This is a genomic window from Paraburkholderia sp. NPDC080076, from assembly GCF_050281145.1.
In the GTDB taxonomy this organism is placed as follows: domain Bacteria; phylum Pseudomonadota; class Gammaproteobacteria; order Burkholderiales; family Burkholderiaceae; genus Paraburkholderia.
The window spans coordinates 14,401-34,353 of record NZ_JBNNWQ010000011.1 but is presented as its reverse complement, the minus strand read 5'-3'; the positions used below and the strand labels follow the sequence as shown (position 1 = coordinate 34,353).

General features: G+C 64.2%; 15 protein-coding genes. 7 read left to right on the top strand and 8 right to left on the bottom strand.

The window, feature by feature from the left end; all coding sequences use genetic code 11:
- Nucleotides 1-39 precede the first annotated feature (39 nt).
- The 4 genes from glgX (at nucleotide 40) to treY (ending at nucleotide 9,313) form a co-directional block, all read left to right on the top strand.
- Nucleotides 40-2,259, top strand: coding sequence for a glycogen debranching protein GlgX (glgX, locus tag ACQKRQ_RS33365; protein ID WP_427481687.1), 2,220 nt, complete (start codon nucleotides 40-42; stop codon nucleotides 2,257-2,259).
- A 66-nt stretch (nucleotides 2,260-2,325) separates the two neighbouring features.
- On the top strand, nucleotides 2,326-4,248 hold the full coding sequence (gene treZ, locus ACQKRQ_RS33360) for a malto-oligosyltrehalose trehalohydrolase (protein ID WP_427481685.1): 1,923 nt from the start codon (nucleotides 2,326-2,328) through the stop codon (nucleotides 4,246-4,248).
- Entirely contained in the window at nucleotides 4,245-6,458 is a 2,214-nt protein-coding gene (malQ, locus tag ACQKRQ_RS33355; protein WP_427481684.1) for a 4-alpha-glucanotransferase, read from the top strand. Before treZ ends, malQ begins: the two co-directional genes overlap by 4 nt.
- Nucleotides 6,455-9,313 (top strand): malto-oligosyltrehalose synthase, encoded by a 2,859-nt coding sequence (gene treY / locus ACQKRQ_RS33350; protein WP_427481683.1) that lies wholly within the window; start codon nucleotides 6,455-6,457, stop codon nucleotides 9,311-9,313. The genes malQ and treY overlap by 4 nt, the downstream gene beginning before the upstream one ends.
- Nucleotides 9,314-9,510: 197 nt before the next feature.
- On the opposite strand, the gene ACQKRQ_RS33345 is transcribed toward treY, so the two are convergent.
- From ACQKRQ_RS33345 to ACQKRQ_RS33335, 3 genes are all read right to left on the bottom strand, one after another.
- Nucleotides 9,511-10,233 carry a sulfite exporter TauE/SafE family protein gene (locus tag ACQKRQ_RS33345; RefSeq protein ID WP_132383656.1) on the bottom strand — a complete coding sequence of 241 codons (723 nt, stop codon included), beginning with the start codon at nucleotides 10,231-10,233 and terminating at the stop codon, nucleotides 9,511-9,513.
- A 60-nt stretch (nucleotides 10,234-10,293) separates the two neighbouring features.
- Nucleotides 10,294-11,637 (bottom strand): hemolysin family protein, encoded by a 1,344-nt coding sequence (locus ACQKRQ_RS33340; RefSeq protein WP_132383654.1) that lies wholly within the window; start codon nucleotides 11,635-11,637, stop codon nucleotides 10,294-10,296.
- A 93-nt stretch (nucleotides 11,638-11,730) separates the two neighbouring features.
- Nucleotides 11,731-12,552, bottom strand: coding sequence for a sensor histidine kinase (locus ACQKRQ_RS33335; protein ID WP_132383652.1), 822 nt, complete (start codon nucleotides 12,550-12,552; stop codon nucleotides 11,731-11,733).
- A gap of 187 nt (nucleotides 12,553-12,739) precedes the next feature.
- Here ACQKRQ_RS33335 and ACQKRQ_RS33330 point away from each other — a divergent pair, with 187 nt between their 5' ends.
- Nucleotides 12,740-13,081 (top strand): FKBP-type peptidyl-prolyl cis-trans isomerase, encoded by a 342-nt coding sequence (locus tag ACQKRQ_RS33330; protein WP_027803023.1) that lies wholly within the window; start codon nucleotides 12,740-12,742, stop codon nucleotides 13,079-13,081.
- A 31-nt stretch (nucleotides 13,082-13,112) separates the two neighbouring features.
- Nucleotides 13,113-13,892: a helix-turn-helix domain-containing protein gene (locus tag ACQKRQ_RS33325; RefSeq protein WP_427481681.1), complete on the top strand. Its 780-nt coding sequence runs from the start codon at nucleotides 13,113-13,115 to the stop codon at nucleotides 13,890-13,892.
- An 81-nt stretch (nucleotides 13,893-13,973) separates the two neighbouring features.
- Here ACQKRQ_RS33325 and ACQKRQ_RS33320 read toward each other — a convergent pair whose 3' ends face one another.
- Nucleotides 13,974-15,164: an O-succinylhomoserine sulfhydrylase gene (locus tag ACQKRQ_RS33320; RefSeq protein WP_408181675.1), complete on the bottom strand. Its 1,191-nt coding sequence runs from the start codon at nucleotides 15,162-15,164 to the stop codon at nucleotides 13,974-13,976.
- Here ACQKRQ_RS33320 and ACQKRQ_RS33315 point away from each other — a divergent pair.
- Nucleotides 15,163-15,414: a hypothetical protein gene (locus tag ACQKRQ_RS33315; protein WP_408285012.1), complete on the top strand. Its 252-nt coding sequence runs from the start codon at nucleotides 15,163-15,165 to the stop codon at nucleotides 15,412-15,414. The two genes, ACQKRQ_RS33320 and ACQKRQ_RS33315, sit on opposite strands and share 2 nt — an antisense overlap.
- Nucleotides 15,415-15,473: 59 nt before the next feature.
- Here ACQKRQ_RS33315 and purF read toward each other — a convergent pair whose 3' ends face one another.
- The 4 genes from purF to folC all read right to left on the bottom strand — a co-directional run bounded on the left by purF (nucleotide 15,474) and on the right by folC (nucleotide 19,952).
- A complete protein-coding gene (gene purF / locus ACQKRQ_RS33310; RefSeq protein ID WP_132383644.1) occupies nucleotides 15,474-17,024 on the bottom strand; it encodes an amidophosphoribosyltransferase in 1,551 nt (516 codons plus the stop codon).
- 162 nt (nucleotides 17,025-17,186) lie between these two features.
- Nucleotides 17,187-17,681: a CvpA family protein gene (locus ACQKRQ_RS33305; RefSeq protein WP_132383642.1), complete on the bottom strand. Its 495-nt coding sequence runs from the start codon at nucleotides 17,679-17,681 to the stop codon at nucleotides 17,187-17,189.
- 7 nt (nucleotides 17,682-17,688) lie between these two features.
- Nucleotides 17,689-18,612, bottom strand: coding sequence for an SPOR domain-containing protein (locus ACQKRQ_RS33300; RefSeq protein ID WP_427481680.1), 924 nt, complete (start codon nucleotides 18,610-18,612; stop codon nucleotides 17,689-17,691).
- A gap of 29 nt (nucleotides 18,613-18,641) precedes the next feature.
- Nucleotides 18,642-19,952 carry a bifunctional tetrahydrofolate synthase/dihydrofolate synthase gene (folC, locus tag ACQKRQ_RS33295; RefSeq protein WP_427481678.1) on the bottom strand — a complete coding sequence of 437 codons (1,311 nt, stop codon included), beginning with the start codon at nucleotides 19,950-19,952 and terminating at the stop codon, nucleotides 18,642-18,644.
- Nucleotide 19,953: the final 1 nt, after the last annotated feature.

The following is a 19,953-nucleotide window of genomic DNA, read 5'->3' as shown; positions in this document are numbered from 1 at the left end:
CACGACAGCGTTCAACAATCAGAACAAGGAAGGGGAATCATGTCGCATGCAATGCCCGACCGGCTTCTGCCCGGTTCGCCGTATCCGCTCGGCGCCAGCTGGGATGGCCTCGGCGTCAACTTTGCGGTGTTTTCGGCGAACGCGCAAAAAATCGAGCTTTGCCTGTTCGATCCGACCGGCCGCAAGGAAATCCGCCGCTTCACACTGCCCGAATGCACCGACGAAGTCTGGCACGGCTACCTGCCCAACGCGCATCCGGGCACCGCTTACGGGTTTCGCGCGCACGGGCCGTATCAGCCGCAGCATGGGCATCGCTTCAACCCGCACAAGCTGCTGCTCGATCCGTACGCGCGCAAACTGGTCGGACAGTTTCGCTGGTCGGATGCGCTGTTCGGTTATCGCGTGCATTCGAATCGCGCTGACCTTTCTATCGACCGGCGCGATTCGGCGCCCGCCATGCCGAAGTGCGTGGTGATCGACGAAGCGTTCGACTGGTCGCACGACAAGCGCCCGAATGTGCCGTGGGGCGAAACCATCGTCTACGAAACGCATGTGCGCGGCGTCTCGATGTTGCGCGCCGATTTGCGTCAGCACGAACGCGGCACGTTCGCGGCGCTGGCTTCTCCGGAGTTCATCGAGCATTTGCTGAAACTCGGCGTGACCGCCGTCGAATTGCTGCCGGTGCATGCGTTTCTCAACGACCGCTTCCTGGTGGAACGCGGGCTGCGCAACTACTGGGGCTACAACACGGCCGCATTTTTCGCACCGGAGCCGTCGTATCTGAGCACGCACCGGCTCGACGAAATGCGCATCGCCGTGCGTCAGTTGCACGCGGCCGGCATCGAAGTGATTCTCGACGTGGTCTACAACCACACCTGCGAAGGCAACGAGATGGGGCCAACGGTGTCGTGGCGCGGCCTCGACAATGCCAGCTACTACCGCCTGATTCCCGGCGACGAGCGTCACCATATCAATGACACAGGGTGCGGCAACACAGTCAATCTGCCGCATCCGCGCGTGCTGCAAATGGTGATGGATTCGCTGCGCTATTGGTCGACCGCTTTCAACATCGACGGCTTCCGTTTCGATCTCGGCGTTACGCTCGGCCGTGAGCAGCACGGTTTCGATCCTGGCTCCGGTTTCTTCGACGCGTTGCGCCAGGACCCGATCCTGTCCCAACGCAAGCTGATTTCCGAGCCTTGGGATATCGGACCGGGCGGTTATCAGCTAGGCAATCATCCGCCGGGTTTCGGCGAATGGAACGACCGTTTCCGCGACACCGTGCGCCGTTTCTGGCGCGGCGACGCCGGTTTGCGGCCCGATCTCGCCGCGCGTCTGACCGGCTCGGCCGATCTGTTCAACCGGCGCTTCAGGAAGCCGTGGGCGTCGGTCAATTTCGTCACGTCGCATGACGGTTTTACGTTAGCGGATGTCACCGCTTACGAGCAGAAGCACAACGAAGCCAATCGCGAAGACAACAACGATGGCCACAACGAGAACTGCAGCCGCAACTGGGGCGTGGAAGGCCCGAGCGACGACCCCGCGATTCTCGCCACGCGCAAACGCGTGGCGCGCTCGCTGATCGCCACGCTGCTGATGGCGCTCGGCACGCCGATGGTGCTGGCTGGCGACGAATCGCTGCGCACGCAGAACGGCAACAACAACGCGTACTGCCAGGACAACGAAATTTCATGGCTCGACTGGGAGCGCGCGGAATCGCCGGACGGGCAGCAGATGACCGCGTTCGTCGCGCGCGTGATCGCGCTGCGCAAGCAACATCCGCTGTTGCGCGAAACGCGCTTTCTATTCGGCGATCGTGAAGTGTTGCCCGGCCTGTTCGACGTGGGCTGGTTCGACGAGCACGGCGACCCGCTCACCATCGAGGCCTGGCAGGATCCCGAAGGCCGCGCGTTCACGCTGCGGCGCGCGGGTCCAGGCTTAAACGGCGAAACAGAAGTATTGTTGATGATGCTCAACGCCAACGAGGAAACACTGCGTTTTACGCCGCCCGCCCCGCACCTGGAATGGCACGTGCTGTTAGACACTGCTGAGCCGGAGAGCACGCCGCATCGGCTGGCGGTTGGAGAGGTCGAAGTGGCCGCGCATAGCCTCGTGATGCTGGCTGCGCAGCCGGTGGGCGAAGCGGATTGGCAGGCGGGCTGGAAGGCCGGCGCGCAGCACGGACCGCGGCTTTTGACTGCGCTTCCGCCCGATCCTGGTGCGCATCCGCCCAGTAGCGATATGTCGCCGACTACTTAGGCGGTAGCGGCGCCGCGAGCGACGCGTAACACGCGGCTCGAAAGCAAAACTGAATGGTGACGAATCATGTCCGAAAGTCCGATTGATCCTCATGCGCATCATCACGCGCACTGTTTGCCGTTCGGCGCGCAGTTGCTAGGCGCGACGGGCTCGAAGCCGCGCACGCGGTTTCGCTTTTGGGCGCCTTCCTGCCAACACGTCCAGGTGGAAATCGAAAACGGCCCTGCCCAAGGCACGCACGATATGACGCCCGCCGGTAACGGCTGGTTCGAAGCAAGCGTCGACGGCGGCGCGGGCACGCTGTACCGCTTCCGGCTGGATGGCGAGCATGCGGTGCCCGATCCGGCATCGCGCTTTCAGCCGCAAGACGTGCATGGCCCGAGCGAAGTCATCGACCCACGCGCGTACCGTTGGGAACACACGAACTGGCATGGCCGGCCTTGGGAAGAAACGGTGTTGTACGAGTTGCACGTCGGCGCAATGGGCGGTTATGCAGGTGTGCAGAAGCGCCTGCCGGAACTCGCCGCGCTCGGCGTCACCGCCATCGAACTGATGCCGTTGAACGACTTCCCCGGCAAGCACAATTGGGGCTACGACGGCGTGTTGCCGTATGCGCCCGATTCCGCCTACGGCCGCCCAGAAGATCTGAAAGCGCTGATCGATGCCGCGCACGGTCTTGGCCTCATGGTTTTTCTCGACGTGGTCTATAACCACTTCGGCCCGGACGGCAACTATCTGCACCAGTACGCCCGCTCATTTTTCCGCGAAGGCACGCACACGCCGTGGGGCCCGGCGATCGATTTCGAGCGCAGCGAAGTGAGCGACTTCTTCACGGATAACGCCGTCTACTGGATCAACGAATATCGTCTCGACGGGCTGCGTTTCGACGCGGTGCACGCTATCGACAACCACGCGTGGCTGCGCGAATTGTCCGATCATATCCGCGCCAAAGTGCAGCACGGCCGGCACGTGCATCTGGTGCTGGAAAACGAGCACAACAGCGCGAGCCTGCTGGAAACGCATTTCGACGCGCAATGGAACGACGACGCGCACAACACCTTGCACGTGCTGCTGACCGGCGAAACGGAAGGCTATTACCACGCGTACGAAGACCAGCCGATCCGCCGTCTCGCGCGCGTGCTGTCGGAAGGCTTCGCCTATCAGGGCGACCCTTCGCCGATACACGACGGCAAGCCGCGCGGCGAAGCGAGCGGTCATCTGCCGCCCACTTCGTTCGTGATGTTCCTGCAGAACCACGATCAGATCGGCAACCGCGCGTTCGGCGAGCGGCTGCGCAAACTGACCTCGGACGACGCGTTGCGCGCCGCCACCGGCCTGCTTCTGTTATCGCCGCAAATCCCGCTGCTCTTCATGGACGAGGAGTACGGCTCCACGCGACCCTTCCTGTTCTTCACCGACTACGCCGGCGATCTCGCCGACGCGGTCCGCGAAGGACGGCGCCGCGAATTCGCGCGCTTTTCCTCGTTCAGCGATGAGAAACGCCGCGCGCAGATTCCCGATCCGAACGACGTGAAGACGTTCGCGGCATCGTCGCCGGCGGCGTCGCACACAGCGCCGAATCACGAAGGCGATGAAGCGAAAGACCGCCTCGACTGGATGCACTTCTACAAATCCGCGCTCGCTGTGCGCGCCAAACTGATTACCCCGCGCCTGCAACATAGCAAGTCGTGCGGTGTGATCGTGCTGACCGCGGCGAATGGCGGCGACGCCAATGCGCTGATCGCGCGCTGGAAACTCTGCGACGGCGAGACGTTATCGGTCGCGCTGAATCTTTCGAAAGAGAACGTGGCGTGCGCCGAAATTCCGGCCGGCAAGGTGATTTTCGAAACGCCGCCACGCGTGCGCGAACAGATCGACGTCAAGGTGTTGCCGCCGTACACGTTCGTCGCGTGGCTGACCGGCGACGTCTGCGACTACGCTATCGGCCACGATGCTCGCATTGCGGGCCAACAGGAGCGCCACGCGTGACTACCCGACGCCCTAACAACACGATCGTCACTCTCGCCTCGCGCGCCGGCTTCGAGGTGGAGTGGCAGGACGCGCACCATACGACGCAGCATGTGCCTGAGACCACACTCGCCGTGCTGCTCGAGCGGATGGGTTTGCCGTGCGGCAACGCCACGCAAATCCGCCAAAGCACTGCCGCGCTGGAAGCAGAATTGTCGGGCCGCAAACTTCCGCCGCTGATGACCGCGGAGGTCGGGCGCGGCATTGCCTTGCACGTCGCGGCGATCAAATCCGGCATCCATTATCGGATCGAGCTTGAAAGCGGCTCGATCATCGACGGCAGGTTTACGGCGCCCAAAGGCGAGGAAGCGTTGCTCGCACCGATCGACGAGGCCGGCTATCACACGCTCGTGATCAACGATCAACGCGTGACGCTGGCCGTGGCGCCGCCGCGCTGCTATACGGTCGCCGACGCTTGGCGCACGCTGCACAACGACGATGACACCGGCGACAACAGGCCCACGCCGCCGCTGTGGGGCATCGCCGCGCAGTTATACGGCTTGCGCCGCACCGGCGACGGCGGCATCGGCGACTATTCGGCGCTTGCGCAAATCGCCGTCGGAAGCGCGAAGCGTGGCGCGCACGCGCTCGCCGTCAGCCCGACTCATGCGATGTTCAGCGCGGAGCCGGAGCGCTTCAGTCCATATTCGCCGTCGTCGCGTTTGTGGTTGAACGTCACGCATATCGATCCCGCTGCCGTGTTCGGCGCGGATGCGGCCCATGCCGCGCTCGAAGCCGCACAGGCCGGCGACACGTGGTCGAAACTCGAACGCTTGCCGCTGATCGACTGGCCGAACGCGGTCGTGCTGAAGCTGAAAGTCTTGCGCACGCTGTACGAGCATTTCTGCACGCACGAACGCGCGCAGCACACGCCGCGCGCGCTGGAATTTCACGGCTTCTGCGAACGCGCCGGGCGCGCGCTCGAAGATCACGCGCGTTTCGAAGCGCTGCAGGCGGCGCAACTCTCGCAAGAAGGCGGCAACGGACATTGGCGCAACTGGCCCGAGGCATTGCGCGATCCGCGCAGCCCGGAAGTCGAAGCCTTCGCCGAGGCCAATCGTCATGAGGTCGATTTTCATCTGTTTCTGCAATGGCTCGCCGCCAAGGGTTTGTCGCACGCACAACATGCGGCGCGCGATGCCGGCATGGCGGTCGGCCTGATCGCCGATCTCGCGGTGGGATGCGATAGCGCCGGCAGCCATGCATGGTCGTATCGGGACGACATGCTGCAGGGCGTATCGGTCGGCGCGCCGCCGGATCTGTTCAATCAGGCCGGCCAGGCGTGGGGACTCACCACGTTCTCGCCGCGCGCCATGCGCACGCAGGGCTTTTCCGCTTTCATCGACATGTTGCGCGCGGCGTTCGCGCATGCCGGCGGCATCCGTATCGATCACATTCTCGGCCTGCGGCGGCTGTGGCTCGTGCCAGAAGGCGAAAGCGCGCGCAACGGCGCTTATTTGCGCTACCCGCTCGAGGACCTGCTGCGTTTGATTGCGCTCGAATCGTGGCGGCATCGCGCGATCGCGATCGGCGAAGATCTCGGCACCGTGCCGCCCGGTTTTCGCGAGCGGCTAGAGGAGCACGGCATCGCCGGGATTCGCGTGCTGTGGTTCGAGGGCGCGCACGACGGCAAAGGATTCAAGCCGCCTTCGGCTTGGGATCGCAATGCGGTCGGCACTACGACCACGCATGATCTGCCGACGGTCGCCGGCTGGTGGCGCGGCAGCGACATCACGTGGCGCAACAGGATCGGCCAGACGATGGCGCGCGCTGACGGCCGCGATCCCGAGGAAGCGGCCCAGGAAGTGCGCGCGCAAGACCGCGCCGAGTTGTGGCGCGCGTTCCAGCAAGCGGGCGTGGCCGCGCCCGACGTCGCGGCGCCGCCGCCCGACCGCGCGCCCGTGGACGAAGCGCTCGCCTTCGTGGCCGCGACGCCCGGCCCGCTGGTCACGTTTCCGCTCGAGGATCTGCTTGCGCAAGTCGAGCAGCCGAATCTGCCCGGCTCGATCGACGAGCATCCGAACTGGCGGCGCCGCGTGAGCGTGCCGATCGACGAACTGTTCGAGGACGACACTTTCTGCGACCGGCTGCTCGCGGTCGATCGCGCGCGCCGCGCCGCGACCGCCCCGGTTCCTTCCGCCAACGCTTCTTCGGAGCCTGATACGCCATGACCGTCCCGCGCTCCACGCTTCGCCTCCAGTTCCACCGAGGCTTCACCTTCGACGATGCCGCGAAGCACGTCGATTACTTCGCCGCGCTCGGCATCAGCCACGTGTACGCGTCGCCGATTACGACGGCCGAACCGGGCTCGATGCACGGCTACGACACCGTCGACTACACCCAGGTCAGCGCCGAGTGCGGCGGCGAGGCGAGCCTGAAGCGCCTCGTCGATAAACTGCGCGCGCATAACATGGGGCTGATCATCGACACCGTGCCCAATCATATGGGCGTCGGCGGATCGAGCAACGCGTGGTGGCTCGACATCCTCGAATGGGGCCGTCATAGCGCTTATGCGCGGCACTTCGACGTGGACTGGCATTCGCCCGATCCCGCCTTGCGCGGCAAGGTGCTGGTGCCCACACTCGGCGCGCCGTACGGCGAGGAACTCGCGGCAGGCCGCATCGCGCTGCATTTCGCGGCCGACATCGGGCGCTTTTATATCGGCTACGGCCCGCACGTGTTTCCCGTGTGCCCAACCGATTACGCGTCGATTCTGCAAAGCGCCGACCGCGCCGATCTCAACGCGCTCGCCGAGCGCTTCCACGGACTCACGACGCAACCGACCGATCATCCGCGCGCCGCCGAAGGGCGCGACATGCTGCGCGAGTTCGTCGCACAAAACGGTGCCTCGGCGATCGAAATCGCCCTGCAGGCGTATGCCCCTGACGATCCGGTGACGCGTGACCGACTGCATCGGCTGATCGAGCGGCAGCACTTCCGCCTGGCGTGGTGGCGCACCGCGTCCGACGAGGTGAACTGGCGGCGGTTCTTCGACATCTCGACGCTCGCCGGCGTGCGCGTGGAACGGCCCGAAGTGTTCGAGGCCGTGCATGCGCTGCCTTTCCGTCTGTACCAGGAAGGCGTGGTGGACGGCTTACGGATCGATCACGTCGACGGCCTCGCCGAGCCGCGTGAATATTGCCAGCGTTTGCGTCAACGTCTCACGGAACTGCGCGATACCGCGCCGTATGTGGTGGTCGAAAAAATTCTCGGCCGCGGCGAACCGCTGCGCGACGATTGGCCCGTGGACGGCACGACCGGCTACGATTTCATGAGCGACGTCGGCGCGTTGCTGCACGATCCGGCGGGCGCCGAACCGCTCGCGCAAACGTGGGCCGAACTGACCGGCCGCAGCCCCCGTTTTGCAGACGAAGCGCTAATCGCGCGCCGCAAGATTCTCGCGGAAAACCTGTCGGCGGAACTCGACCGCGCGGCGCGCGCGTTGCATCGCATTGCCCGCGATTCGCTGACTACGCGCGATTTCACCTTCACTACGCTGCGGCGTGTGTTGACCGAACTGGTCGTGCATTTTCCGGTGTATCGAATCTATCCGCAGAACGGTCTGCGTAGCGCGGCAGATAACGTCTATTTCGAGCAGGCTTTGGAGGGCGCGCGACGGACGCTTTCGCGCGCGGATCTTGTCGCGCTCGATCGCGTGAATGCGTGGCTCGGCGGTAGCGCGGAAGAACCGCCGCCCGGACGAAGCGGCGCACCGCAGCAACAAGGCCAGAACGGCACACCGCCAAGCCATGCCGGTTCCGCGCGACGCACCGCCCAGACGCTGTTTTCACAACTGACCGCGCCGGTTGCCGCGAAGGCGGTCGAAGATACGGCGTGCTATCGCTATGGCCGGCTGTTGTCGCGCAATGAAGTCGGCTCGGACCCGGGCGAGTTCGCACTGTCGGTCGAGGCGTTTCACGCGGCGAATCTGGAGCGTTCGCAGCACTTCCCGCACGCGATGCTCGCGACGGCCACGCACGATCACAAACGTGGCGAAGACGTGCGCGCGCGGCTCGCTGTGTTGAGCGAGATCGCGCAGGACTGGAGCGCGACGTTGCGCGCGTGGTCCACGTTGAATGCGCCGCATCGTCGCGCGTTCGATGGCAAACCCGTCAGCAGCGTCGGCCAGGACACGACCTACCACTGGGCGCCCGGCCCCGCCGCCGAAGCAATGCTCTATCAAACACTGGTGGGCTGCTGGCCGCCGGATTTGCAACCAGACGATGAAGCCGGCGTGAAGGAACTGGCCGAGCGCGTCGCGCAATGGCAATTGAAGGCGCTGCGCGAAGCCAAGCTGCAAACCAACTGGCTCGCGCCCGACGAAGGGTACGAGGCCGCCTGTCGCGATTTCCTGTTCGACATCCTCGCACCGCAGCGGCGTGACGGCTTCCTGAAGGCGTTGTCCGCGTTCGTCACGAGGATCGGCCGCGCCGGCGCGCTCAATAGCTTGCAACAAACCGTGTTGCGGCTGGCATCGCCTGGGATTCCCGATCTTTATCAGGGCACCGAGTTGTGGGACTTCAGTCTGGTCGATCCGGACAACCGCAGACCCGTCGATTTCGCCAAGCGCGAGGCGTGGCTCGTACAGACGCCGCCGTCGGAATTCCTGCCGAGCTGGCGCGATGGACGCGTGAAGCTCGCGGTGGTGCAGCGCGTGCTCGCGTTGCGAGCGCATTTGCCGGAGTTGCTGAGCCAGAGCGAGTATCTGCCGCTCGCCGTGCGCGGGAAGCACGCGTCGAGTGTAATCGCGTTTGCGCGGCGGCATGGCAATGCGTGGGCCGTGGTGATAGCGAGCCGGCTCGCGGCCGGCTTGCTCGGCGACGATGGCGATTTGCCGATGGTCGATCCGGCGAAATGGGAGGACACGGCGCTGGAGATGCCGTCCGATCTATCCGCGCGAGCGCTGTTCGACTGGCTGAGTCCCGCTGCGCCGAAGGTCGATGAAAACGGTCTGCTGTATCTGCGCGATGCGCTCGGCGCGATGCCGATCGCTGTGTTGGTGGAGGACGGCGTGCCGCGTAGTTGATCCTCTTGATCTTCTGGGCGAAGGCGGTTGGAGCGTATGTGCTCTCGCCGCCTTTTTTATGGACCTGGTCGGAATGAGGCGTTATTCCGCTGAAGTGCCCTGCTCTTCGTGTCCCGCCACACGCGCCCTTTGTACAATCAGGATGTGAAGAATCAAGGGAAGCGCTGATGACGTGTTTCAGGCTTCCGTCGGCTAACCTAGCGTCCCGCTGCCCACAACAGTGAAAGTCCCGAAGACAACATCAAGCCGTCGACGACCAGTTTGAACGTCGAGGGGCTCATGCGAACCACAATCAGCCGCGCGGCAAAAGAACCGACCATGAGCGCAGAGCCGGTGATCAAGCCATCGATCACCACATGCAAAGGCAACGCGCCGAAATGATTGAAGACCGCGACTTTGGCGGCATAGACAGTCAAGGAGCCCGCCGCTTCGGTCGCGAGAAAAGCGCCCTTTACGAGGCCGTAAGACATGAACACCGGCACTGTGATCGGCCCGGTGGACACGACGATCCCGGTGAGAAAACCCACCACGCCGCCGATCAGGGAAAGCTGCCACAAAGAGAACTTGATATCCCGGCGCGCAAGCCAGCGCCGCGTGGGCACCATCGCGACGAAGAACAAACCCAACGCAATTTCGACCGCGTGCGGCGGCAACGCAAGCAGCGTGCGCACACCGAGTGCCGCGCCCGGCACGGCGGTCACGCAGTAGGCGCCGCACGCCCGCCAGTCGATCTCGCGCCACCACGCGAGGACCTTGCCGAAGTTGCCCATGATCGCGGCGATCGCCATGATCGGCACCGCCTGTTGCGGACCGAACAGCATCACGAGAACGGGCATCAGCATCATCGACGAGCCGGTGCCGACCACGCCGCTCAGCGTGCCGGCCAACAACCCGACGCACAGCACCAACAGATATCCCATGTCGCCCCCAATGGTGTGGACGACAATTCTACCTGTGGCGTGTTGCAGCGCTATCGCGGCTTAGCCGCCTTCGTCATCGAAGGTTTTCGGATAGACGCGCACGAGCACGATCCGCGGTCCTTTCATCTTCTTGACGACGACGTCGAAGCGGTCGAACTCGACGCGCTGCCCTTCGGTGGGCAGATCGTTGAGCGCCTGAATCACGAGGCCGCCGACCGATTCGGCCTTGCCTTCGTCGATGTCGATCCCCAACGCGCGTTCCAGCGACACCACCGGCAAGCTGCCCTTGCCCATCAAGGTGCCGTCGTCCATGCGCGTCCAGTCGGCGTCGCCTTGACGGAATTCGTCGTGGATCTGGCCGACCAGTGCGCCGAGCAGATTGTCGAGCGTCAGGAACCCGATCGGCTTCGAACGCTTGTGGCCGACCAGCGCGAAGTGCGGCGCACCCTTGCGGAAGCGGCGAAACAGTTCGAGCGCCGGCATCTCCGGCGTCACGTACTGCACGGGCCGCGCGTATTTGGAGAGATCGTCGAGCGTGCTGCCCGCATGGCGGGCCAGCAGCAGATCCTTCAAATGGATCATGCCGGCCACGCGTTCGCCCGATGCGTCTTCGAACAGCGGATAGCGGCTGAAGCGATGCCGCGCCACCACCTGCATGTTTTCGCGCAACGGCAAATCGCGCCGCAAACCGACCATTTCGTAGGCCGGACGCATGAGGTCCGACACCGTCATGCGCGAAAAATCCAGCGAGTGCGCGATCGTGTTCCACTCGTCCTGACTGTAGGCACCGTCCGGCGAACCCAGTTCCGTTGCGACGTTGGCGCGGCGGCCGCGCAGGATCAGCTTGAGTTCGTCGGTCGAGTAGTGCGAGTCGTGGCCGTGATCGGCGTCGAGCCCGGCGAGTTTGAGCACGGCATTCGCGCTCGTATTGAGCACCCAGATCGCCGGATACATGGCCCAGTAGAAGCCGTACAACGGCGTAGCGGCCCAGAGCGAAACCTTCTCCGCCTCACGAATCGCCAACGACTTCGGCGCCAGTTCGCCCACCACGATATGCAGGAACGAAATACACGAGAACGCGAAGAACAGCGAAATGCCGTGGATCAGCTTCTCCGATTCCACGCCGAGCAGCGTGAAGAGCGGCGTGAGCAGTTCCGCGAAGGCGGGCTCGCCGATCCAGCCGAGTCCGAGCGACGCGAGGGTAATGCCGAGCTGACAGGCGGACAGATAGGCGTCGAGGCGCCCGTGCACCTTGCCCAGCAGCCGTCCGCGCATGCCATGTTTGGCGGCAAGGCTTTGCACGCGCGTCTGCCGCAGTTTGACCAGACCGAACTCAGCGGCAACAAAGAAACCGTTGAGGGCAACGAGAAACAACGCACCGATAAGGGCGACGACCTGGATCAAAGCGAAAGGCTCCGGCAACAAAAGTTGTCAGTATAGAGGGTGAAAGCTCGGTGAAATCTGAATCGCGCAAACGAAGTGGCTGAGTCCAACCGTTCACTTTGGTGCTGTTGCGCTCAGCGGGATGCGTAGCGCAAGCGTGGCCGTAGCGTTGCCGCCCGGCTCGCTGCCGGCCGCGTCGACTTGCTCGAAACTGCCGCCGTGCGCTTCCGCGACGCGTTTGCACAGCGCCAGCACCCACGCGATGCGTTTCGCCTCGCGCGGCTCGCGCGCCTGCTTGCGGGCAAACGCTTCGAGCACATGGGGCAAGGCGGGATCCTGCAACGCGGCGCTGTTCGTGTCGTACGCGAGGCTGGCGTGCCATGCGCTCGTGTCGGCTTTCGTGGACAGGACGACCGTGGCGCCTTCCGGGCTCGTTTCGACCGCGAACGTCAGCATCAGCCATAGCGCGGCTGCAAGGCGCTCGCGGTCGCCGTTGAGCTGCTCGGTGGCGAGTTGCGAGTCGAGCGTGACTTCCACACCGCGCGTCCGGGCCAGACCCGAGCGGACTTCTTCCACGGTTTCATCGAGCAGCGGATGCAGCGGGAATGACGCATAGGCAAGCGCCAGCGATTTGGTTTCGGCGCGCGTGGCGTCGACGATCGTCTCGAGCAACTTGACCTGCTGGTCCACGCCATTGCGAATGCCGGTGACGGCACGCTGCGCGTTGGGGTCGTTCGCGTCGAGCTTGCGCTCCAGCACGTACGCCCAGCTATGAATGGCATTCAACGGACCGCGCAGATCGTGCGACACCAGCGAGAGCACATGGTCACGCATGAACAGCGCGGTTTCCGCGCGGAGATGCGCGGTCCGTTCGGATACGGCGAAGCCGGAAGGCACCGGCTTTTCGCCGGTAGTCCCGGTTGAAGACGTTGTCACGATCGAGCCCTCTCAGGCAGTGCATGATGATTGAAAGAAGCCCCATTATAGGCATGCCGTCCGGCGCCACCAGCCTGGCCGGACGGCCAATCAGCACGCAATCCGCGTGCCACGCGGCAATCCTCGGCATGCGGCGCCAACACGCCTACAATGTCGGTTTTTACGTTTTTGACCTGAGGAGCGACACATGTCGACTGTGACTACCGAATCCGGCTTGAAGTACGAAGATATCGTTGAAGGCACCGGCGCCGAAGCGGTGGCCGGCAAGACCGTCAGCGTGCACTACACCGGCTGGCTGACCGATGGCCAGAAGTTCGACTCGAGCAAGGACCGCAATGACCCGTTCGCTTTCGTGCTGGGCGGCGGCATGGTCATCAAGGGCTGGGACGAAGGCGTGCAAGGCATGAAGGTCGGCGGCACGCGCAAGCTGACTATTCCGCCGCAACTCGGCTACGGCGTGCGCGGCGCGGGCGGCGTGATTCCGCCGAACGCCACGCTCGTGTTCGAAGTCGAATTGCTCGGCGTCTAAGCTTTCGCAGTTCTGTCACCGCGCACCGTCGATGAGCCACGCCGCCGTTACCGCTCCTACCGTTTCGCTGCGCCGCTACGGCGCGATCGAAGCGTCGGACGTGCACGACTTTCACCAGGTCGTGCTCGGGCTCGACGGCGCGATGGTGATGGCGGTGAACGGCGTCGCGCAACTGCTCGACGCCAGTACCGCCTGGCTCATCCCGGCGGGCGCGCGGCACGATTACGCGGGCGTCGGCGAGAACCGGCAGTTGGTGCTGGATTTGCCGGCCACTTCGCTGGCCGTGCCGGAGCGTTTGTTCGACCGCGCGCGGCCCGTCTCCGTGGAAGGCTCGCTTGCGCAACTCGTGCATCGCATCGCGGCGCACGCTACCGGCGGCGTTCTGGGCGACGATCTGGATACGCGGCGTTTTCATTGGGACGCAGCCGCGCGCCTCGGCGCGGCGTTGGTGGCCGATGCGGGCACCACGGCCGGCGCACAGGCAGCCGGCGCGGGTCTCGACTTTGCGCGTATCGACCGCTGGCTGCGCGCGCATTTATCGGAGCCTTTGCGGATCGCCGACCTCGCCGCGCATTGCGGCTTCGGCATGCGGCGCTTTCATCAGCTTTTTATCGAGGCCTTCGGCGAGACGCCGCATCGCTATTTGCAGCGGCTGCGGCTCGATACGTCGATCACGCTGCTCGCCGATCCGCGCCTTTCGTTGACGGATATCGCGCTGGACATCGGCTTCGGCGATCAGAGCGCCTACACGCACGCGTTCACACGGCGTTTCGGGCTGGCGCCCGGTCAGTGGCGCGCGTTGCGCCACTGAGTTTTCACTGCACACAGTTTCACTGCGCGAGCCGCCCGAGCGGCCCGCCTGTCCTTCATTGAGCCTTCGCTCGAACCTCGCTCAACCCGCGAGACCGCGCTCCAGATCGCCGCGGATATCGCCGGCATTTTCCAGACCGACTGCAAGACGAATCAAGCCTTCGCTGATCCCCGCCGCCGCACGCGCTTCCGGCGTCACGCGACCATGCGTGGTCGTGGCCGGATGCGTGATGGTGGTGCGCGTATCGCCAAGATTGCCGGTGATCGAGCAGATCTTCGTATTGTCGATCACCCGCCATGCATTCGCGCGCATCTGCTCCGGCGTGTCGCCCTTCAATTCGAACGAGAGAATCGCGCCGCCCGCCTTCTGCTGACGCATGGCCAGCGCGTGCTGCGGATGCGATTCGAGCCCCGGATAGAACACGCGATTCACGGCCGGATGCGTTTCCAGCCAGCGCGCGATTTCGAGCGCATTCGCCGACTGCTTTTCAACGCGCAGCGACAGCGTTTCCATGCCCTTGAGCAACACCCAGGCGTTGAACGCGGACAACGTCGGCCCGGCGCTGCGGACGAACGGGAACACCTTTTCCATGATGAACTGCTTCGTGCCGACCAGCGCGCCGCCGAGCACGCGGCCCTGACCATCGAGGAACTTGGTGGCCGAATGCATCACGACGTCCGCGCCGAGCTTCAGCGGCTGCTGCAAGGCCGGGCTGCAGAAGCAGTTGTCGACCACGAACAGCGCATTCGACGCCTTGGCGATCTTGCTGATCGCCTCGATATCGGCGACTTCGGTCAGCGGATTCGACGGCGTTTCGAGGAAAAACATCTTCGTCTCCGGGCGCACCGCGTTTTTCCACGCGTCCAGATCGGTCGGATCGACGAACGTGGTCGTGATGCCGAACTTGCTGAAGATCTGCGAGAACATGCCGAGCGTCGAACCGAACAGCGCCTGCGAGCTGACCAGATGGTCGCCCGCCTGCAACGCCGACATCACCACCGACATGATCGCGGCCATGCCCGACGCCGTCGCCATGCAGGCTTCGCCGCCTTCGAGCGCGGCCAGACGATCCTGGAACATCGAGACGGTCGGGTTCGTGAAGCGCGAGTAGGTGTAGTTGTCTTCGGAATTCTTGAATTTTTCGGCGGCATCCGCGGCACTCGCGAACACGAAGCTCGAGGTCAGGAAAATCGCTTCCGAATGCTCGTTGAAGTCGCTGCGCACCGTGCCTGAGCGGACTGCCAGCGTGTCGAAGTTCAGGGAGTCGTCCATGTTGGTTCTGGTTTCCAATGTTCCATGGCTGCGTTCGGCGTTTGCGTCTCAGATGAACTGGGACGCGCGTATCAAGCCGAACGGCAGCAACAAAAAAGCCCGCTTTTGCGTCGGCATAAGCGGGCTTCATGTGCGGGGGAAAGCTGGAGCGGAGGTAGATGAATGCGGCTTTTCTACCATTCGCTTTAGCTGTTTCGGGTTGCCCCGCGTCCGCAAGCTGAGTTCAAATCGACGCAAGCCGTCATGCTAACACGCTCCCGGCGCGGCGTGCAGCGCGCCACGCCGGGAGCGGCCTCATTCAAGCCGCGCTCAACCTACCGACAGTTGCAAATGCAGTTGCGAACGGGCCGGGGCGCCGCCGTCGATCGCTTCGCTCGCGGCGTCGCGGTCCGATTGCGAGGACGGTGCGAGACGCGCGGTTTCGATGCGGTCAAGGTACTCGGTCGTGACGTCGCCGGTCACGTAGTTGCCGTCGAAACACGACGCTTCGAATTCCTTCAGCGCCGGGTTGATATCGCGCACCGCCTGCTTGAGCGCGTCGACGTCCTGATAGACGAGATGGTCCGCGCCGATCATGCGCGCGACTTCGTCGTCCGAGCGGCCGTGGGCGACGAGTTCACCGCGCGTCGGCATGTCGATGCCGTAGACGTTCGGGAACTTCACCGGCGGCGCCGCCGAAGCGAAGATCACCTTGTTCGCGCCGGCATCGCGCGCCATCTGCACGATTTCATGCGAAGTGGTGCCGCGCACGATCGAGTCGTCGACGATCAGCACGTTCTTGCCCTTGAACTCGATGCCCATGGCGTTCAGCTTCTGGCGCACCGACTTCTTGCGCACGGCCTGGCCCGGCATGATGAAGGTGCGGCCGACGTAACGGTTCTTGAAGAAGCCTTCGCGGTATTCCACGCCCAGTTTCTTCGCGACCTGCATCGCGGCCGGACGGGACGAATCGGGAATCGGCATCACGACGTCGATTGGAACGTCGGGCAACTCGCGCTTGATTTTCTCGGCGAGGTAGTCGCCCATGCGCAGACGCACGTTGTAGACCGGCACGCCGTCGAGCACCGAGTCCGGACGCGCGAGATACACGAGTTCGAAAATGCAGGGGTTCAGGCTCGGGTTCGTGGCGCATTGCTGCGAGTGCAGATTGCCTTCGATGTCGATGAAAATCGCTTCGCCCGGCGCCACATCGCGCACGAACTCGAAGCCGATACCTTCGATCGCCACCGACTCCGACGCCAGGATCCACTCGACGCCTTCCGCCGTTTCCTGCTTGCCGAGGCACAGCGGACGAATGCCGAACGGGTCACGGAAGCCCAGCAGACCGTAACCGGCGATCAGCGAGACGATTGCGTACGACCCGCGCACCCGCCGATGCACGCCCGACACAGCCTTGAACAGCGCGGCCGGGTCGAGTTGCAAGCCCGAGCTGGAGAGCTGCAATTCGTGCGCGAGCACGTTGAGCATCACTTCCGTGTCGGAATTGGTATTGATGTGGCGGCGATCGATGCGGAACATCTCATCTTTCAGTTGCTGCCAGTTCGTGAGATTGCCGTTGTGCGCGAGGATGATGCCGAACGGCGCGTTCACGTAGAACGGCTGGGCTTCTTCTTCGCTCGACGCGGAACCGGCAGTCGGGTAACGGACCTGGCCGATACCGGTGGTGCCGGGTAGGCTGCGCATGTTGCGCGTGCGGAACACGTCGCGCACCATGCCGTTGGCCTTGTGCATGTGGAAGTTGCTGCCGTTCGCTGTCGCGATGCCGGCGGCGTCCTGACCGCGGTGCTGCAGGAGCAGCAGGCTGTCATAGATCAGCTGGTTGACCGGAGAGTGGGAAACTACGCCTACGATGCCGCACATGGCATGTCCTTCAAAGGTACGAAATTCGTCATGGCGGCCGCTGCCTGCGATGGTGTCCCGAGAGACTTCTTTCGGGGCGTTCGCGAAGCTACGCGACCGAACGTAAAGGCAGCCGGTTTGCGCCGGAGTCCTGCTGCGTTTCCCTAGCCACTCGCCTGATCGTCACACTCGGACGTAAGCAGCAAGCGTCTCGGGAAGCAGCGGTTTCATTACGTGCACGCCCTCGACCGCATAGGGCCGAAGCAAGGCGTTGCGCCAGAATTCCTGTTGGGGCAGTTCGGTCAAGCCAGCCAGGGCGACCAGAATCAGCACCAGAATGACCCCGCGCACGAGGCCGAACATCAAACCGAGCGAGCGGTCCACGCCGCTCAAGCCGGTTGCCTGCACGATGCGGCTCAAAAGGGCGTTCAGCACACTCGCCACCAGCACCACACCGACCACCACCAATGCAAAGGCCAGCAGCCATTGGGTCAACGCGCCGCCCGGCCAGTTGGACGGGATAAACGGCACGATGTAACCGACAAAGCGGCAAGCAATGAAAAACGCCGCAATCCAGCCGATCAGCCCAAATATCTCCGACAAAAACCCGCGCCATGTGCCGCGCAGCGCCGACAAACCGATCACCGCCATTACAGCGTAGTCGAAGGCAGTGAACATCGCTGGCTTACTGTGCAGCGCCGCTGTTCGCGCCCGACGTCAAGCCGACCTCGCGAACCTTTGCGATGGCGGCGCTTGCCGCTGCACGGTCGGCGAACGGGCCAGCACGCAGCAACGTGAGCGTGGAGCCGTCAGCCTGCTTTCGATGTTCGGTATATGCGGGCACACCCGCCGCTTTCAACTTGGTGGCCCAATTGCGCGCGTTGGCGTCATTCGCGAAGGCGCCGAGCTGCACGGCGAAACGGCTGCCCGGCGGCGAAGCCGGCGTGCCGGAATTCGCGTCCGCGCTGGCGGCCGTGTTCGTGTCATCCGAGCTTGGGGCTTGAGCAGCCGGTGCGGTTGCGGCGTTATGCGTGACCGGCGGTTTCGCCGCCGGCTTGGCAGCCGTTGCGGGCGCCGCCGGCGTAGTGTTGACCGCCACGGACGGCGCTTGCGGTTTCGCCGCCGGCTTGACCGCGGACGCCGCTGCGTTCGTCTCCGCGCTCGGTTGCTTCGCGGCGCTGGATTGGCCTTGCTTGGCTGCCGTTGCCGGCGCGAGACCGGATGCGGCGAGTGCCGCGTCTGGCGTTACGGGGTTATCGGGCGCCACACCGGCCTGCGTGTCTTCCGCGGCTTTGGCAAGCTTCGGCGCCGGACGGTTTGGAATGTCGATGGAGATGTCGTCTGTGACGGGCTTGGGGTGCGAGTCCAGCACCATCGGCAGGATGACGACCGCCGCCACGACCATCGCGATCGCGCCGACGAGGCGGCGACGCGCACGCTGCTTTTCCGGCAACGTAGGGTCGAGCAGCATCGCATCGGCGTCGACGGTGCGCTCCGTGCGGCGGGTTCGCCGCTCCACGCGCTCGCCACGGGCGGCCCGGGTGGAACTGGTATTTGCGCCGCGCCGGGTGGGCGCGTCGTCTTTCTTGCCGAACGAGAAAATTCCCATGAATCGCTTGGTTCGAGCCTGGCGCCCGTTCAGTGTTGCTGCGATTTACGGTAGGCCATCACGCCTGCTACCGTATAGAAACTGCCGAAAACCACGATTCTATCATTCTCTGACGCTCGTTTTAGCGCGTCTTGGAAAGCCTCTGCCGGTGTGGCGTAGCGCATCACGCTGCTGTCGGCGCCCTCGCCCACGCCCTGCTCGCGCAAGGCCGCTTCGAGTTCTTCCGCGGACGCCGCCCGCGGCGTCGGCAAATCGGTCACGCACCAGTGATCGATTTCGCCTTTCAGGTGCGTCAGCACGCCGGCAATGTCCTTGTCGCGCATCGCGCCGAACACCGCGTAGGTGTACGGGAAGAAGCCCATGTTGCCGAGGTTTTGCGACAGCACCGCGGCCGCATGCGGATTGTGGCCGACATCAAGCACGACGGCCGGCTTGCCCGGCAGCACCTGGAAGCGCCCCGGCAGTTCCACGTTGGCAAGGCCGAGGCGGATGTCCTGCGCCGACACCGGCAAGCGGTCACGCAGCGCCTCAAGACCGGCGAGCGCCGCCGACGTGTTGATCAACTGGTTCGCGCCGCGCAGTGCCGGATAGGCCAGCGCCGAACGCCGGAGGGTCGGGCCGACGTAGCTCCATTGCTGGCGCTCGCTGCCGGCTTGGCCCTCGTAGCGGAAATCGCGGCCGAACAGCCACAATTCGGCGCCGATTTTTTCCGCGTAATCGATCAGCGATTGTGGCGGCACCGGGTCCGCGCAGATCGCCGGCTTGCCCGGACGGAAAATGCCGGCCTTTTCGAAGGCGATTTTCTCGCGCGTATCGCCGAGATACTCCGTGTGATCGATATCGATGCTGGTGATGATCGCGCAATCCGTATCGAGGATATTGACCGCGTCCAGGCGGCCACCGAGGCCGACTTCGAAAATCACCGCGTCCAGTCCGCGCGAAGCGAACAGGCTCATGATCGCGAGCGTCGTGAATTCGAAGTAGGTCAGCGTGACCGGTTCGGCGAGGCTCAGACGCGCGGCTTCGACGGCTTCGAAGTGCGGCAGCAGATCCGCGTCGCTCGCCATTTCGCCGTTCACCCGCGCGCGCTCGTTGAACGACAGGAGATGTGGCGACGTGTGACAGCCGACCGTGAACCCGGCGCGCAGCAGAATGGATTCGAGGATCGCGCACGTGGAACCCTTGCCGTTCGTGCCGCCGACCGTGATGACCGGACACGCGAACGACAACTGCATCGCGTCGCGCACCTGGCTGATGCGGGCCAGACCCATGTCGATGCCGACCGGATGCGCGGATTCAAGGTGCGTGAGCCACGCGTCGAGGGTGGGGAATGTGGTCATC

Bases quoted from the DNA above. Each gene is read 5' to 3' on its own strand.
- glgX (WP_427481687.1), top strand. From the start codon at position 40: ATGTCGCATGCAATGCCCGACCGGCTTCTGCCCGGTTCGCCGTATCCG.
- treZ (WP_427481685.1), top strand. From the start codon at position 2,326: ATGTCCGAAAGTCCGATTGATCCTCATGCGCATCATCACGCGCACTGT.
- treY (WP_427481683.1), top strand. From the start codon at position 6,455: ATGACCGTCCCGCGCTCCACGCTTCGCCTCCAGTTCCACCGAGGCTTC.
- ACQKRQ_RS33345 (WP_132383656.1), bottom strand. From the start codon at position 10,233: ATGGGATATCTGTTGGTGCTGTGCGTCGGGTTGTTGGCCGGCACGCTG.
- ACQKRQ_RS33330 (WP_027803023.1), top strand. From the start codon at position 12,740: ATGTCGACTGTGACTACCGAATCCGGCTTGAAGTACGAAGATATCGTT.
- ACQKRQ_RS33325 (WP_427481681.1), top strand. From the start codon at position 13,113: ATGAGCCACGCCGCCGTTACCGCTCCTACCGTTTCGCTGCGCCGCTAC.
- ACQKRQ_RS33315 (WP_408285012.1), top strand. From the start codon at position 15,163: ATGTTGGTTCTGGTTTCCAATGTTCCATGGCTGCGTTCGGCGTTTGCG.
- ACQKRQ_RS33320 (WP_408181675.1), bottom strand. From the start codon at position 15,164: ATGGACGACTCCCTGAACTTCGACACGCTGGCAGTCCGCTCAGGCACG.
- purF (WP_132383644.1), bottom strand. From the start codon at position 17,024: ATGTGCGGCATCGTAGGCGTAGTTTCCCACTCTCCGGTCAACCAGCTG.
- ACQKRQ_RS33305 (WP_132383642.1), bottom strand. From the start codon at position 17,681: ATGTTCACTGCCTTCGACTACGCTGTAATGGCGGTGATCGGTTTGTCG.
- ACQKRQ_RS33300 (WP_427481680.1), bottom strand. From the start codon at position 18,612: ATGGGAATTTTCTCGTTCGGCAAGAAAGACGACGCGCCCACCCGGCGC.
- folC (WP_427481678.1), bottom strand. From the start codon at position 19,952: ATGACCACATTCCCCACCCTCGACGCGTGGCTCACGCACCTTGAATCC.